At 68.2% G+C, this 14505-nt stretch carries 16 protein-coding genes and 1 pseudogene; 10 read left to right on the forward strand and 7 right to left on the reverse strand.

From position 1 onward, the window contains the following. Positions 1-32 precede the first annotated feature (32 nt). Both ABT300_RS33785 and ABT300_RS33790 read right to left on the reverse strand, forming a co-directional pair. Positions 33-212 (reverse strand): hypothetical protein, encoded by a 180-nt coding sequence (locus ABT300_RS33785; RefSeq protein WP_107442103.1) that lies wholly within the window; start codon positions 210-212, stop codon positions 33-35. 73 nt (positions 213-285) lie between these two features. Next, complete coding sequence (locus ABT300_RS33790) at positions 286-819, reverse strand: peroxiredoxin family protein (protein WP_351683951.1); 534 nt, start codon at positions 817-819, stop codon at positions 286-288. A 137-nt stretch (positions 820-956) separates the two neighbouring features. On the opposite strand from ABT300_RS33790, the gene ABT300_RS33795 reads away from it, so the two are divergent. The 5 genes from ABT300_RS33795 to ABT300_RS33815 all read left to right on the forward strand — a co-directional run bounded on the left by ABT300_RS33795 (position 957) and on the right by ABT300_RS33815 (position 6359). After that, on the forward strand, positions 957-1727 hold the full coding sequence (locus ABT300_RS33795) for an AfsR/SARP family transcriptional regulator (RefSeq protein ID WP_351683954.1): 771 nt from the start codon (positions 957-959) through the stop codon (positions 1725-1727). Between the two features lie 367 nt (positions 1728-2094). Further along, positions 2095-2481: a CPCC family cysteine-rich protein gene (locus ABT300_RS33800; protein ID WP_351683957.1), complete on the forward strand. Its 387-nt coding sequence runs from the start codon at positions 2095-2097 to the stop codon at positions 2479-2481. After that, positions 2478-3209 carry a HEAT repeat domain-containing protein gene (locus ABT300_RS33805; protein ID WP_351683960.1) on the forward strand — a complete coding sequence of 244 codons (732 nt, stop codon included), beginning with the start codon at positions 2478-2480 and terminating at the stop codon, positions 3207-3209. The genes ABT300_RS33800 and ABT300_RS33805 overlap by 4 nt, the downstream gene beginning before the upstream one ends. Positions 3210-3212: 3 nt before the next feature. Then, positions 3213-3845 (forward strand): DUF6000 family protein, encoded by a 633-nt coding sequence (locus ABT300_RS33810; RefSeq protein WP_351683963.1) that lies wholly within the window; start codon positions 3213-3215, stop codon positions 3843-3845. A 189-nt stretch (positions 3846-4034) separates the two neighbouring features. Continuing rightward, positions 4035-6359, forward strand: a complete 2325-nt coding sequence (locus ABT300_RS33815; protein WP_351683966.1) for an RNA-binding domain-containing protein — start codon at positions 4035-4037, stop codon at positions 6357-6359. Positions 6360-6449: 90 nt separating this feature from the next. Here the strand turns inward: ABT300_RS33815 and ABT300_RS33820 are convergent, their stop codons facing one another. Further along, positions 6450-6947 carry an NUDIX domain-containing protein gene (locus ABT300_RS33820; RefSeq protein WP_351683969.1) on the reverse strand — a complete coding sequence of 166 codons (498 nt, stop codon included), beginning with the start codon at positions 6945-6947 and terminating at the stop codon, positions 6450-6452. Between the two features lie 39 nt (positions 6948-6986). Next, positions 6987-7810: pseudogene (locus tag ABT300_RS33825) on the reverse strand (NsdA family TPR-like regulatory protein); the annotation flags it as partial. A gap of 37 nt (positions 7811-7847) precedes the next feature. On the opposite strand from ABT300_RS33825, the gene ABT300_RS33830 reads away from it, so the two are divergent. Beyond that, positions 7848-8216, forward strand: a complete 369-nt coding sequence (locus ABT300_RS33830) for a tyrosine-type recombinase/integrase (protein ID WP_351683988.1) — start codon at positions 7848-7850, stop codon at positions 8214-8216. A 108-nt stretch (positions 8217-8324) separates the two neighbouring features. On the opposite strand, the gene ychF is transcribed toward ABT300_RS33830, so the two are convergent. Next, entirely contained in the window at positions 8325-9413 is a 1089-nt protein-coding gene (ychF, locus tag ABT300_RS33835) for a redox-regulated ATPase YchF (protein ID WP_351683972.1), read from the reverse strand. A gap of 382 nt (positions 9414-9795) precedes the next feature. Here ychF and ABT300_RS33840 point away from each other — a divergent pair, with 382 nt between their 5' ends. Continuing rightward, positions 9796-10209: a DUF6542 domain-containing protein gene (locus ABT300_RS33840; RefSeq protein WP_502978055.1), complete on the forward strand. Its 414-nt coding sequence runs from the start codon at positions 9796-9798 to the stop codon at positions 10207-10209. 51 nt (positions 10210-10260) lie between these two features. Here the strand turns inward: ABT300_RS33840 and ppgK are convergent, their stop codons facing one another. Together ppgK and ABT300_RS33850 are read right to left on the reverse strand one after the other, a co-directional pair. Further along, a complete protein-coding gene (gene ppgK, locus ABT300_RS33845) occupies positions 10261-11007 on the reverse strand; it encodes a polyphosphate--glucose phosphotransferase (protein ID WP_351683974.1) in 747 nt (248 codons plus the stop codon). A 29-nt stretch (positions 11008-11036) separates the two neighbouring features. Continuing rightward, entirely contained in the window at positions 11037-12089 is a 1053-nt protein-coding gene (locus ABT300_RS33850) for a 4-hydroxy-3-methylbut-2-enyl diphosphate reductase (RefSeq protein ID WP_351683977.1), read from the reverse strand. A 128-nt stretch (positions 12090-12217) separates the two neighbouring features. Between ABT300_RS33850 and xseA the strand changes: the two genes are divergently transcribed. The 3 genes from xseA to ABT300_RS33865 all read left to right on the forward strand — a co-directional run bounded on the left by xseA (position 12218) and on the right by ABT300_RS33865 (position 14403). Further along, positions 12218-13450 (forward strand): exodeoxyribonuclease VII large subunit, encoded by a 1233-nt coding sequence (xseA, locus tag ABT300_RS33855; RefSeq protein ID WP_351683980.1) that lies wholly within the window; start codon positions 12218-12220, stop codon positions 13448-13450. Beyond that, entirely contained in the window at positions 13447-13671 is a 225-nt protein-coding gene (locus ABT300_RS33860) for an exodeoxyribonuclease VII small subunit (protein ID WP_351683982.1), read from the forward strand. Before xseA ends, ABT300_RS33860 begins: the two co-directional genes overlap by 4 nt. Before the next feature lie 141 nt (positions 13672-13812). After that, a complete protein-coding gene (locus ABT300_RS33865) occupies positions 13813-14403 on the forward strand; it encodes a malonic semialdehyde reductase (RefSeq protein ID WP_351683985.1) in 591 nt (196 codons plus the stop codon). Positions 14404-14505 lie beyond the last annotated feature (102 nt).

Below are 14505 nucleotides of genomic sequence, written 5' to 3' on the forward strand. Positions count from 1 at the left end.
GGCGGGCCGCGCGCGGCCCGCCCCGCGGGGGTTCAGCAGTAGTCCCAGCTTCCGCAGCTGACCTTGCACGCGCCGGTGTAGCAGCAGCGACGGCAGCGCTGGGCGCTGGTGCTCCATTCGGTCCAGCAGTCCGGCGGGCAGCCCGCGTCGGCGACGGCCTTGGGAAGGATCCGCTCGATCAGACGGCCCGCTCCGGCTTTGAGTGTGCGCATGGTTCTCCTCTTCCTGTGGGGATGGGATGTGCGTACTCCGCGGTGCGACCGCGGTCCGCGGTCGCACCGGGGCTCAGGAGGCCGCCGGCACCGGTTCGCGGTCGGCGGCGGAGGGAGCGGCGACGACGCCGTCCCGGTATCCGAGAATCGTGGGGAAGGCGGGGACCCGCAGGGCGCGGAACAGCGGTGACGCCTCGGGCTCGGGCACCACCTCGTCCGCCGGCCCGACGAGTCGGGCGGTGAGACTGCTCTCGCCGGCTTCGGCGCCGATCACCAGGGCCAGCACCCGGCCGCCCGCAGCCCGGGTCCGGTCCGCCCGTTCGGCGAAGTCGGGGAGGGCGTCGGTGCAGGACGGGCAGTCGTGGGAGAAGACGCCCAACAGCATTTCCCCGGAGCGGAAGTCGTCCTGGGTCAGCGTCCGCCCGCTGAGCGCGGTGGCGGTGAAGTCCGGGAGTCCGTCCCCGGGTTGGGGCCCCTGGGCCGCGAAGTCGCCGCGTCGGCGGACGGCTTCGAGCTCCTGCCAGCGGCGCAGGATGACCAGGAGCAGGACGAGGTTGAGCAGGGCGACGGCTCCGACGAGCACCAGACCGGCTATGACGTATGGCACGTTTCGACCCCCTGGGCGCGGTTGCACTTGGGAGCAGTGTGAGAGGTGGGGCCTGCCAGGAGGATGCCAACACCTTGCCAGGACCATGACGGGCTGAGCACCATGACCGCATGCATGCCACGGGGTCATATTTTCGAGTGCTCGGCAGAGTTGAATGGACCGTCGACGGACACCCCAGAGCCATCGGGCGCCGCCGCGAGCGTCTGCTGCTGGGCTTACTTCTGCTGGAGATCGGCCGCCCGCTCCCCATGGACCGCCTGACCGATCTGCTGTCCGACGAGGACGAACGACCGAGGTCCCGGGCCGACCTGTACGTGAACGTCTGCCGGCTGCGGGCGAGCCTGCGGCGGGGCGGGGCCGACGGGGCGGTGCGGCTGGTGCGGAGCGGCTCGACGTACATGCTGACCGGCGATCCGCAGCTGGTGGACCTGCACCGCTTCACCCAGCTGGTCGACCGGGCCCAGCGGGGCACCGAGCCCCGGGAGGTGTCACGACTCGCCTCGGCCGCGCTCGCCGAGTGGCGGGGGGCGGTGCTGGAGGACGTCGCATCCGAGCGGACCCGGCGAGGCGTCGCCACCGCCTTCGACGAGCTGCTGATCTCGGCGCAACTGCTGCGCGTCGCGGCGGAGTTCAAGCTGGGCAACTACTCGTCGCTCGCCGCGGAGCTCGCGCGGCTCACCGTCGAGCACCCCGAGCACGAGATGCTCCTGGCCTTCCAGGCCGCCACGCTCTACGAATGCGGCCGCCGCGCGGACGCGCTGCGCGTGCTGTCGTCGGCACGAGCCCGTATGACCGCGCGGCTGGGGCTGGACCTGAGCCGAGAGCTGCAGGACCTGCGCGGCGCGATCCTGCGGGACGACCCCGTGGACCGCCACATCTTCCGCTGCGGCGCCCTGGGCGCCGCCTGACCCCTCCCCCCTCCCGCCGCGACACTGCGCGCGCGGCCTCTGCTGCGCGCGCGCAGCACCGATCCAGCACGGAATCGACGAAGGGGCCGGGCTCGTGCGAGCCCGGCCCCTTCCGATCCGCATGTCCGCCAGGTCGGCGAGGCGATGTTGCCTCATCCGCTCACACGTTGAAGCGGAATGCCTGAGGGCTGATCCTGACCTGCGACGGAGCCCTATCCAGGGCTCTGAACTGGGGTTTCCTGGTTGGCATGCGTTGGCTTCCGACGGCCGTTTACGGGTGTCCCGCGGACTGGCTACGGACCGGCCGGGCGGGCGCAGGCCGAGAAATCCATGGCGCACCGGCGGGACCGGCAAGGAGACTGCCCGGGTGAGCGACCGTTACCCCTGCCCGTGCTGCGGGCACCGCGTGCTGGGCACAATGCCTGGCTCGTACGAGATCTGTCCCGTCTGCTTCTGGGAGGACGACGGCGTCCAGTTCCGCTGGCCCACCATGGCCGACGGAGCGAACAAAGCCTCCCTGATCGAGGCCCAGCGCAACTACCAGGACTTCGGTGCCTGCGACCAACACGGCCAGCGGTACGTCCGCCCTCCGGCCGAGGACGAGCCGCTCCACCCCGCCTGGCGCCCCATCGACCTGACACGCGACTCCTTCGAGGACTGGGCAGCCGAGGACCGCGCCCCGTGGCCCGACGACCGCTCCGTGCTCTGCTGGTGGCTCCCCATTTTCTGGCGCCGGGACTACTCCCCGTCATGACCTCCCACATCGAGACACTCGTCCAGCAGCTCGACAGCAAGGCCGACAAGTCCTACGACGCCCGTGCGGAGCTGATCTGGATCGGCGCCGACGCCATACCCGCCGTCATCAACGGCATGCCTTCCCTCGGCGGCTTCGGTCAGCTGACCGCCATCGAGGTCTTCGAGGAGGTGGGCGATCCCCGTTGCGGCCCCGCTCTCATCGGCCTGCTGGACAGCGACAACCCAACCGTCCGCGAATGGGCGGCGATGGCCCTGGCGAGCCTGAAGATCGACGGCGCCGTTGAGCCCCTGCGTCGCGCCTACCGCGCCTGCCTGGAACGGGCGACCCCACCGGACTGGACCGAGTCCGTCGGCATCCGCTGGGCCCTGACCGAACTCGGCGCACGCACCCCTGTCGTCCCGCCGCTCACCGCACGCCTACGCCCCACCGCGACGAACGACGCCCCCGGCTGGCCATCGGCCCGCTTCATCGAGATCATCAACGACCTGGCCGACCACGCCCAGGTGATCCTCTACTCCCAGTTCTGGCAGGTTGACGCCGGCGGCACGTACGGCGTCTCCGGCACTGGCTTGGACTGGGAACTCGACTGGACCGCGCCCTGGGAGCACCTGGTCGAAGAGTCTCGCACCTGGTCCCTCCTGGAAGCCTCCGAAGCCCTCGCCGGCGACAACATCTTCGTCGCCCCCACCTGGATCGACCGTACCGACCTGTACCCGGAGAGGTGACCAATGCCGTTCCAGCACCCCGAGGAGATCGGCTACGGCTACGTGATCGAGCGATACGCGGCAAGGAAGGACTCGGGCCACGCGCGCTACCTCGTCCTGAAAAGTGGTCGATTCCTGCGGCCCGAGTGGCCTCACGGCGAACGTTTCGCCCATCACCTCATCGACGACGCGGCCACGATCACCGATGCCGAGTTGGAAGCCCTCCTCGGCTACGAGTGGCGCTCGCGCCTCACCGCCGCATGGCTGATCGGCGTCGACCGCCGCGAACGGTTCCGCGAACGCATCGGCGACCTGCTCCTGGCCAGCGAGGTCTGCTTCTCCGGCAGCGCCTACTGCTTCGCCCTGGCCCGCTTCGGCACCCACGCCGACGCCGAGATCCTCACCGCCTACCTCGACCATTACCTCTCCCGCACCGACCTCCGCTACGACCAGCCCGCAGCCCTCGGTGCCCTCCTCCGCCTCGACGCCCACCTCGGCACCCACCACGCGGACCGCTTCACCCAGCCTGACGGTCTCTGGGACCAGTGGGTCAATGCCCTGGCCCACCTCCGCGACCACCCCGCCTACGCCCCCGTCGAGCGGCACCGCTCGACAGACCTCCAGTGCGAGTTCGCCCACAACTGGTCCCGTACCTGAGCATCTGTTGGAGGCCATGGGGAGGGATGCAAAGCTTCGCAGTGCAACTGACGTCTAGTCACTTTCGTTCAGGCACAGGGACTTGGCGCGGTCAACTTGACGCCAAGACACTGCACTTCGGGCACTCCGTGCCGATAAGATGCTGGTCCTGCGACGTCCGGCCGTTGGCCAGAGAGCGAGTAGCCAAGAATGAACCTCGCCACGATCGAACGGATGGTTCGAGACGGAGATCTGAGCCTTGATGCGCTCAAATACCTAATCGACTGCCGCGGCGAGTGCGAGTGGCTGGATTTTAAGCAGCTCTTCCGACTTGAGTCGGACTACGACATTTCTGCCTTCGCTAAAGACGCGCTCGCAATGAAGAACACAGGAGGTGGCTACCTGGTAATCGGTGTCCAAGATAAGACATGGGTACCCGTCGGCCTTGCCTCCGAACTGCCGTACGACGCAAAAATCCTCCGCGACAAGATTCGCCGCGCGACTGGACTTGACATCTCAGTGGACATTGTCCAGCACCAACTCCGGTACACGGGAGAACCTCAATGGTTCGCCGTTATTCTTGTCCGTGCGGCGATAAAGAGAAGGAAGCGACGGACACCTTCTCTTGTCAAGCATGACTTCCAGCCGAAAGAGTCATACGGACTACGTCGCGGCGAGATCTACTTCCGTCGGGGCGACTCAACCGTACGCCTTGACAGTGCAGAGGAGCTAGAGGAACTCCTCGACGACCTCGAGGAGAGGGCAGACCAGGACAGTCTCGAACGCGACCAGCCCAAGACCCCTTTTGCTGTAGACACAGGAACCTATCGCCTACTGGAGAAAGACTACCAACTCTTTGTCGGACGCGAACAGTTGAGGGACCAACTGATCACGGCTGTAACGAAAGATCCACGAATCTGGATTATCAACGTTCACGGTCCCGGCGGTGTTGGAAAGTCCGCTCTCGCAACCTGGGCTGCCTACCATTTCTACGACCAAAGGGATTTCGAGGCGATCCTCCAGCTAACAGCCAAGGAAACGGCACTGACTTCCGGCGGAATCTCCCGATCTCAGACCCGAACTCTTTACTCCCTCGAAGGTCTCCTTGATCAGATTCTACTACTATTCGGGGAGGAGCCCCCCTCGGACCTTGATGAAAAGAAGCTGTTAGTTCTGGAGTGGCTGTCCGTTTGGCCAACACTCATCGTTCTAGATAACCTCGAGACCGTCGACGACGGGCGGATCATCTCCTTCATTCAGAATCTTCCACCAGCTTCACAAGCCAAGGTCATCATTACCAGTCGCCGCAAAACCGGTGGATGGGAATACCCCGTCACAGTACCCGAACTGAACCATGAGGAAACTCGGGATTTCGTGGCAGTTAAGTCGGGAGAATTTCGAATCGACCTGTCGCTCACCGAACGACGAATCGACGAAATCAATAAGGCATGCGGGGGGCTACCACTCGCCATCCAGTGGGCCCTCGGCAGGTACAAGCTTTGCGGGAACCTAAACGATGCCCTGGGTGCGGTTAAGGGTGAAGACTCCCCTGTTCTAGAATTCAGCTTCCGTAACATCTGGGACGTGCTTTCATCCGATGCGAAGCGCATGCTAAGCGTAATGTCTATTTTCGATGCCCCGCCTGGAGACCAACTCCTTTCCCTGGCTTCGGATATTTCTCGCGAGCGATTGGACTCGGCCCTACGCGAACTCGAAGAGGCTACGCTGGTAAGCCGCCAGGTTCATCCTGCCGACGGTCAAGCAACTTACACCAGCCTTCCGATCACCCTCTCCTTCGCGGCGAACCAACTAGCGCGTTTCGGCGATCTGGAGACCAGTGCCAGACGGCGCGTCCAGCAATATACGCAACAAATGGAGCTGAAGTCATGGGAAGTTGACAGATTCGTCGGAATATTCGAGCGATTCGGAATCGAAGCAGACAACGAAAAACGTGGAGCAATCCTCTGCCGAAGAGGTGAATCCGAAACATTCTCCGGGAATATGGAAGCAGCCGACGCTCTCTTCAAGCAAGCGCGCGATACCGCTCCGACGAGCGCTTACGTGTTTGCGATGAGTGCTAGCTATGAGCTCGCACGGAAAAGAATTGGGCAGGCGATGAAGTTTGCAGATGTCGCATGCACTCGCGCGAATCGACTCACCGGCAGCCTCGCATACAGCACCAAGGCGCGGGTGTGCGACGCACAGCGGGACAAATTCGGCCGCGTCAACGCATTGCGGCGGGCCGTGGAGTTCGCTCCCAATGACATGGTGCTACTCCATCAGCTTGGCGTTGCACTGAGTCGGGCCGGGGAGACCGATGAGGCAATCGCCAAGTTCACGGAGATCATCAATGTTGAGTCTGCACGAGACATCCCGAGCGAGACTCTACTCATGGCCCTCAAGACTCGAATCATCAACTACCGTCGGGCCGGGCGTACTCAGCAAGCACAGGAAGACCTAACACTGGCAAAGGACCTACTGGCACGGCACCCACACCTGAGCTCTCAGGCGCATCATATTGCGGAACTCGAATAGTCCGCATCTCATCGGCCCGGCCCGATATCGTTGCTCACCGAACACGGTATGCGGAATGAGTGCGGGCAGCCCTCTTGATGGTTGGCGCGCTCAGCTCCAACCATCAAGAGAAACTTGTGTGCCGCCTGCCAAGAAATGCCGGAGGGCAATGGCTGTGGTGTCCACGAAATCGTCGGGGATGGCGTTGGTGTCGACCCAGCGGACCTGGGAGTGCTTGCGGCGTTCGCGGTTTTCGGGTTCGCCGGTCCATTCGTGGGCGGCGAAGACGACAGTGAGGAAGCCGTTGGGGGCTTCGACGCCCCAGGCGCTATGGATGATGTGGGCGACCTTGATGGACTCGGGCTTCACCGTGAGGCCCGTCTCCTCGTACAGCTCGCGGACCGCGGTTTCGGTGATGGGCTCGCCCGGCTCGCTCTTGCCGACGGGGAGGTCCCACATTCCCTGGGCGAACTTGGCATTCTCGCTGCGCTGGAGAAGGACGATGCGGTTGGTGGCCTTGTCGTGGACGATGACGGCGGCGACCAGCAGGGTCATGGATTCAAGCGCCGGCTTCAGGGCCTTCGGCTGATCGTCGGTCTGCTGGGCCACGGTGTTCCCTTCCCTTCGTCGGACGGGTTGTTGGGCATGTTAGGCGAGGGCTTCGCGGGCGCGGCGGGCGAGATCGGCGGCGCCGGGAACGCGGCGGCGCTGGTAGACCGCGAGTGTGGAGCGGATCGAGGTAATCGCCTTGCGGGTGCGGTCGGAGGTCATGCCCTCCATGAGGACCAGGGCCTGGGTCCAGGCGGCGACGACTTCGTCGGCGCGGGCCTGGGCGGCGAGGCTGTCGCCGAGGTCGGCGTGGGTTAGGGCGCGGACGCGCTTGTACTTCTCGGGGTCCCAGCGGGTGAGGGCGTCTCGGTGCTGCTGTTCCGTACCGATGTGGTCGGCGAGGTCTGTCAGGGTACGGGCGGTGTGGCTGGCAACGGTGCCGGCGGCGGGGCCGCTCACGCGGGCGTAGCTGGGCTGGGGGCCATCGTCTCGTAGGAGGGCGTCCTCGGCAGCGAGGAGGGCCCGTGCGGCCGACGGGTTCTCGTCGGTGGCGGCGTAGGCGCAGGCGTGGGTGATGTGGAGGAGCGCCTCGGTCTGACCGTCGACGTGGCCGAGACCTGCGCGTAGGGCGCCTTCGACGAGGTCGACGCAGTGGTGAGGCTGCTTGAGGCTCAGGGCCTGGTGGGCGAGGGCGCGCATCATCCAGGCGGCGTGGCCGTGGGGGTCGGCTTCGCAGGCGAGCTTGTAGCCGACCTGGTAGTAGCGCTGGGCGGCGCCTTCCTGGCCGAGGTCGTGGTGCTTCCACCCTGCGAGGTAGGCGAGTTCGGCGACGGCGCCGAAGGCGGCCCGGCGTAAGGCTTCGCTGGGGAAGCGTCCGCGCGCAGCATGGGAGCGGCTGTGTCGGCGAGGTACGCGGTGACGGCCCGTACGGTCCCGCTCCCCCGCATGGCGGTGGATGCGATGAAGGCCCACCTGAGGGACTTCCCTGCCGATGGGCCCGAAAGCTGGATCTTCACGGCGCCGCAAGGCGGGCCCGTGGTCTACACGCACTTCATGGACGCCTCCTGGCGGCCCGCCTGCGCGAAGGCCGGCCTAGCGAAGGGCACCGGACCTCACGCCCTCCGGCACCACTACGCCAGCCTGCTGATCAAGCACGGCGAGTCAGTGAAGACGGTCTCCGAGCGCCTCGGCCACACCAACGCGGCCATGACGCTGAACATCTGCACCCACCTGTGGCCCGACTCCGAGGAGCGGACCCGGGCCGCCGTCGACAAGGCGTACGCGGACCAGTCCGCCGACGCCAAGCCACAGGTCGACGAAGCGGCGTAGCCGCTCCCCCGCGCGCTGACCGAAGTCAGCACGCTGCGGACTCTGCGCGGACCGCAAAGACCGCCCAACCCGCTCCGCCGCGGGTCAGACGGCCTTTCGCCAGACGTTTTAGACGTTGAAGCGGAACTCCACCACGTCGCCGTCCTGCATGACGTACTCCTTGCCCTCCATGCGGGCCTTGCCCTTCGCGCGGGCCTCGGCGACCGAGCCGGTCTCCACCAGGTCGGCGAAGGAGATGACCTCCGCCTTGATGAAGCCCTTCTGGAAGTCGGTGTGGATCACGCCGGCCGCCTCGGGGGCGGTCGCGCCCTTCTTGATGGTCCAGGCGCGGGATTCCTTCGGGCCGGCCGTGAGGTACGTCTGCAGGCCGAGGGTGTCGAATCCGACACGGGCGAGGGTGGCGAGGCCGGGCTCCTCGGCGCCGACGGACTCCAGGAGCTCCATCGCGTCGTCCTCGTCCAGCTCGGCGAGGTCCTGCTCCAGCTTGGCGTTGAGGAAGATCGCCTCGGCGGGGGCGACGAGCGCCCGCTGCTCGTCCTTGAAGGCGTCGTCGGTCAGCTCGTCCTCGTCGACGTTGAAGACGTAGAGGAAGGGCTTGGTGGTGAGCAGGTGCAGGTCGTGCAGGAGCTCGGCCCGCTCGCTGCCCTGGAGGACGCCCTGCGAGAAGAGCGTGTCGCCCCTCTCGAGGATCTCCTTCGCCTCCTCGACGGCCTTCACCTTCGGGGCGACGTCCTTCTTGATCCGCGACTCCTTCTGCAGCCGCGGCAGGACCTTCTCGATGGTCTGCAGGTCCGCGAGGATCAGCTCGGTGTTGATGGTCTCGATGTCGTCCTTGGGCGAGACCTTGCCGTCGACGTGGACCACGTTCTCGTCCTTGAAGGCACGGATGACCTGGCAGATCGCGTCGGACTCGCGGATGTTCGCGAGGAACTTGTTGCCGAGGCCCTCGCCCTCGCTCGCGCCGCGGACGATGCCCGCGATGTCGACGAAGTCGACCGTCGCCGGGAGCACGCGCTGGGAGGAGAAGATCTCCGCCAGCTTCGTGAGCCGGGCGTCGGGGACGCCGACCACGCCGACGTTGGGCTCGATCGTGGCGAACGGGTAGTTGGCCGCCAGCACGTCGTTCTTGGTCAGGGCGTTGAACAGGGTCGACTTGCCGACATTCGGCAGACCGACGATTCCGATCGTGAGCGACACGTTGCGACTTCCCGTGGTGAGAGGGCCGAGGGGCCAGCCCCGGAGTGAGAGGGCCAGGGGCCAGAGAGCTGACCGGTCCACCAGTTTACGGCGTGCTCCGGCGCGGCCCCGCTGGCCGGTCGAACGCTTGGCCAAGCAGCGCCGCACGGCGTGTCCGACACCTGATTCGGCACATAAACAGACCAAAGTGGGTCCGGTGGAGCAACACAGGACACGGGCGCCGGACCGGGACGCGCAGCGGGACGCACGGGACGCCCAGCGGAACGCCCGACGGGACACGGCGCCGGCGCCTCTGCCGCCCCAGCCGGGCCCGGAGCGCGGCCGCCGTGACCCCCGACCCGCCCCGGCCGGACGCGGACCCGCGCCGCTGCCGCGGCGGAGGATGCCGAACCCCCGGCTGACCGGGCTCGGCGCGGGGCTGTTCGGCTCCGTGCTGATGTGCGTGCTCGGCGGCCTGGACGGCCTGCTGTTCGGCGGCTCGCTCACGGTGTACGGCGTGCTGTTCCTGCCGGTGTGCGTGCTGACCGCGCTCTGGGTGCGCGACGCCGACCTGCTGTCCGCGCCGGTGGTCGCGCCGATCGCCTTCTTCGTCGGGCTGCTGCCGGTGGCCGACGGCGGCAAAGGCGTCGGGGCGCGTCTGGTGGGGCTGGTCACGGCACTGGCCACCCAGGTCGGCTGGCTGTACGGCGGGACGCTGCTGGCGGCGCTGACCGTCCTGGCGCGCGGTCTGCGCCGGGCGGCGGCCCGCCGCAGGAACCCGGCCCGCCGTCCACCGGCCTGCCGGGACCCGTCGTAGCCGTGTCACGGTCGCGGCCGCCGCAGTCGCCGCGGCCGTGAGCGCGGCGCCTCAGTCGGTCTTCGCCGCGTGCATCGCCGCGCCGACGATTCCCGCGTTGTTCTGCAGCTGGGCCGGCACGATCTCCGCCTTGACGCCCTCGATGAAGTGCAGGAACTTGTCTGCCTTGCGGCTGACTCCGCCGCCGATGATGAACAGCTCCGGCGAGAAGAGCATCTCGACGTGGGCGAGGTACTTCTGGACCCGGTGCGCCCAGTGCTCCCACGTCAGCTCGTGGTCCTCGCGGGCCTTGCTGCTGGCGCGCTTCTCGGCGTCGTGGCCGTGCAGCTCCAGATGGCCGAGCTCGGTGTTGGGGACGAGGGCGCCGTCCACGAACAGGGCGCTGCCGATGCCCGTGCCGAAGGTCAGCAGGATCACCGTGCCGCCGCGGCCGCGGCCTGCGCCGAAGGACATCTCGGCGACGCCGGCGGCGTCCGCGTCGTTGACGACGGTGACCGGCAGGCCGCCCAGCCGCTCGCTGAACAGGGCGCGCGCGTCGGTGTCGATCCAGCCCTTGTCGACGTTGGCCGCGGTACGGATCGTGGCCCCGCCGGTGACCACGCCGGGGAAGGTCAGTCCCACGGGCCCCGTCCACCCGAAGTGCTCCACGACCTGCTGCACGCCGTCGGCGACGCCCTCGGGCGTCGCCGGGTGCGGGGTGAGCACTTTGAGCCGTTCCTGAGCCAGGTCGCCCTTGTCGAGGTCCACCGGGGCGCCCTTGATCCCGGATCCGCCGATGTCCACGCCGAAGATCTGCATGGCTCCACGTTACGACGGCCGACGGACCGTCACTCGGCCGAGGGGCCCGTCGTACCGGACGCCGTGCCGGACGCCGTGCCGCTGCCGCCCCGCCCGGCCGCCAGCGCCGCCGCCTCCTCGCGCAGGTCGCGGCGGAGTTCCTTGGGCAGCGAGAAGGTGATGTGCTCCTCCGCCGCCTTGACGAGCTCGACGTCCCCGTAACCGCGCTCGGTGAGCCAGGCCAGCACTTCCTCGACGAGGATCTCCGGGACGGAGGCGCCGGAGGTGACGCCCACCGTCGTCACACCGTCCAGCCAGGCCTCGTCGATCTCGCTCGCGAAGTCCACCAGGTAGGCCTCGCGGGCGCCGGCGAGCTTGGCGACCTCGACCAGCCGCTTGGAGTTGGAGGAGTTGCGCGAGCCGACCACGATGACCAGCTCCGCCTCCGCGCCCATCTGCTTCACCGCGAGCTGACGGTTCTGCGTGGCGTAGCAGATGTCGTCGCTGGGCGGGGAGACGAGCTGCGGGAACTTCTCCTTCAACGCGTCGACCGTCTCCATCGTCTCGTCGACGGAGAGCGTGGTCTGGGAGAGCCACACGATCTTCGACGGGTCGCGGACCTCGACCTTGGCGACGTCCGCGGGGCCGTCGACCAGCTGGATGTGGTCCGGGGCCTCGCCGGAGGTGCCGATGACCTCCTCGTGGCCCTCGTGCCCGATCAGGAGGATGTCGTAGTCCTCCTGCGCGAAGCGGACCGCTTCCTTGTGGACCTTGGTGACCAGCGGGCAGGTCGCGTCGATGGTGGCGAGGCGCCCGCGCGCGGCCTCCTCGTGGACGACGGGGGCGACGCCGTGGGCCGAGAACATCACGATGTTGCCCGGCGGCACCTCCTCCGTCCGCTCGACGAAGATCGCGCCCTTCTTCTCCAGGGTCTGCACGACGTACTTGTTGTGGACGATCTCGTGCCGGACGTAGACCGGGGCCCCGTACTGCTCCAGGGCCTTCTCCACGGCGATCACGGCACGGTCGACGCCCGCGCAGTAGCCCCGGGGAGCGGCGAGCAGGACACGGCGGCGGCCAGGCGAAGCAGTCATGCGTCCCATCGTAAGGCCGTGTCCGTCCCCCGCCGGCGCTCCCGGGCCGCCCCCTGTCCCCGCGCCCGCCCCGGGGCCCCGTGCCGTGGCGGGTGCGCGGACCTGGGTTGTCAGTCGTGGCCGATACTCTCGTCGGCATGGCTGTGAACTCGTCCGCGGACGCCCCGCTGCCCGTCGGTCAGGTGTCGCGGCTCATCGGGGGCTGGATCGACCGGCTCGGCGCGGTGTGGGTCGAGGGGCAGATCACCCAGCTGTCGCGGCGCCCGGGCGCCGGCGTCGTCTTCCTGACGCTGCGGGACCCTTCGCACGACATCTCGGTGGGCGTGACCTGCTACCGGCAGGTCTTCGACGCGGTCGCGGACGTCGTCGGCGAGGGCGCGCGGGTCGTCGTCCACGCGAAGCCGGAGTGGTACGCGCCGCGCGGGCAGTTGTCGCTGCGGGCCGTGGAGATCAAGCCGGTGGGCGTCGGGGAGCTGCTGGCGCGGCTGGAGACGCTGAAGAAGTCCCTGGCGGCGGAGGGGCTGTTCGCCCCGGAGCGGAAGAAGCGGCTGCCGTTCCTGCCGCAGCTGGTCGGCCTCGTGTGCGGGCGGGCCTCCGCCGCCGAGCGGGACGTCCTGGAGAACGCCCGGCACCGCTGGCCCGCGGTCCGCTTCGAGGTCCGCAACGTCGCCGTCCAGGGCGTGCACGCGGTGACGCAGGTCGTCCAGGCCGTGAAGGAGCTGGACGCGCTGGACGAGGTGGACGTGATCGTCGTCGCGCGGGGCGGCGGCAGCGTGGAGGACCTGCTGCCGTTCTCCGACGAGCAGTTGGTCCGCGCGGTCGCCGCCTGCCGTACGCCGGTCGTCTCGGCGATCGGGCACGAGCCGGACAACCCGCTGCTGGACCACGTGGCCGACCTGCGCGCCTCGACGCCGACCGACGCCGCGAAGAAGGTCGTGCCGGACGTGGGCGAGGAGCTGGAGCGGGTGCGGATGCTGCGCGGGCGGGCGCGGCGCTGCGCGCAGGCGTATCTGGAGCGGGAGGAGCGCGGGCTGGCCCACGCGCTGGCGCGGCCCGCGATACAGGATCCGCACCGGATGATCGACGAGCGGGCCGATCACGTGGCCTCGCTCGCCGACCGTGCCCGGCGCACGCTCGGCCACCTCCTCGACCGGGCGGACTCCGAGTTGGGTCACACCCACGCGCGCGTGGTGGCCCTCTCGCCGGCCGCGACGCTGCAGCGCGGGTACGCGGTGCTGCAGAAGGCCGACGGGCACGTGGTGCGGGACCCCGGCGAGGCGGCGGCGGGCGAGGCGCTGCGCGCGCGGGTGGCCGGGGGCGAGTTCACCGTTCGAGTCGACGAGCAGACGAGTAGGGACACAGGGACATGACGAGCAGGACGGACGAGGCGCTCGGGTACGAGCAGGCCCGCGACGAGCTGATCGAGGTCGTACGGCGGCTGGAGGCGGGGGGCACGACGCTGGAGGAGTCCCTCGCCCTCTGGGAGCGCGGGGAGGAGCTGGCCAAGGTGTGCCGGCGTTGGCTGGAGGGCGCCCGGGAGCGGCTGGACGCGGCGCTGGCCGAGGAGGAGGGGACACCGGACGAGGAGTGAGCCCGGCGTGGATGTGAAGAGGATCACGCCTGCTCCGCCTTTGTTGAAGATTGAACTTCCTTCGCGTACTGTCGGTTCCGTCAGCCGATCCGGACCACGGTCCGGTACCGGATCCGGACGCCACCCGAAGGAAGTCCACGCATGTCTCTCGTTCTTGACGCCGCCGCCCAGGACCTGCTGTTCCGCGAGGCTCGCACCGCGAACACCTTCACCGACGAGCCGGTGACCGACGAGCAGGTCCAGGCGATCTACGACCTCGTCAAGTTCGGCCCGACCGCGTTCAACCAGACCCCGCTGCGCGTCACCCTCGTCCGCTCCCCCGAGGCCCGCGAGCGCCTGGTGCAGCACATGGCCGAGGGCAACCAGGCCAAGACCTCCACCGCCCCGCTGGTCGCGATCCTCTCCGCGGACAACGAGTTCCACGAGGAGCTGCCCACCCTGTTCCCGGCGTTCCCGCAGGCCAAGGAGCTGTTCTTCAGCGAGCGTCCGGCCCGTGAAGGCGCCGCCGCCCTGAACGCCGCCCTTCAGGCCGCCTACTTCATCATCGGCGTCCGCGCCGCCGGCCTCGCCGCCGGCCCGATGACCGGCGTGGACCTCGAGGGCGTCCGCAAGGAGTTCCTGGACGACGACCACACCCCGCTGATGGTCGTCAACATCGGCAAGCCGGGCGAGGACGCCTGGTACCCGCGCTCCCCGCGCCTTGCCTACGACGAGGTCGTCACCACCGTCTGAGACCGCTGTCCCCGATGTACTCCGGCTGGTCCTTGGGATGCGCGCCGATCTGGACGCCGAGGCAGAAGTGTGAGCCCGTCGTGACCGCGGGATGGGACAGCG

Source organism: Streptomyces sp. NPDC001027 (assembly GCF_040299045.1).
GTDB lineage: Bacteria > Actinomycetota > Actinomycetes > Streptomycetales > Streptomycetaceae > Streptomyces.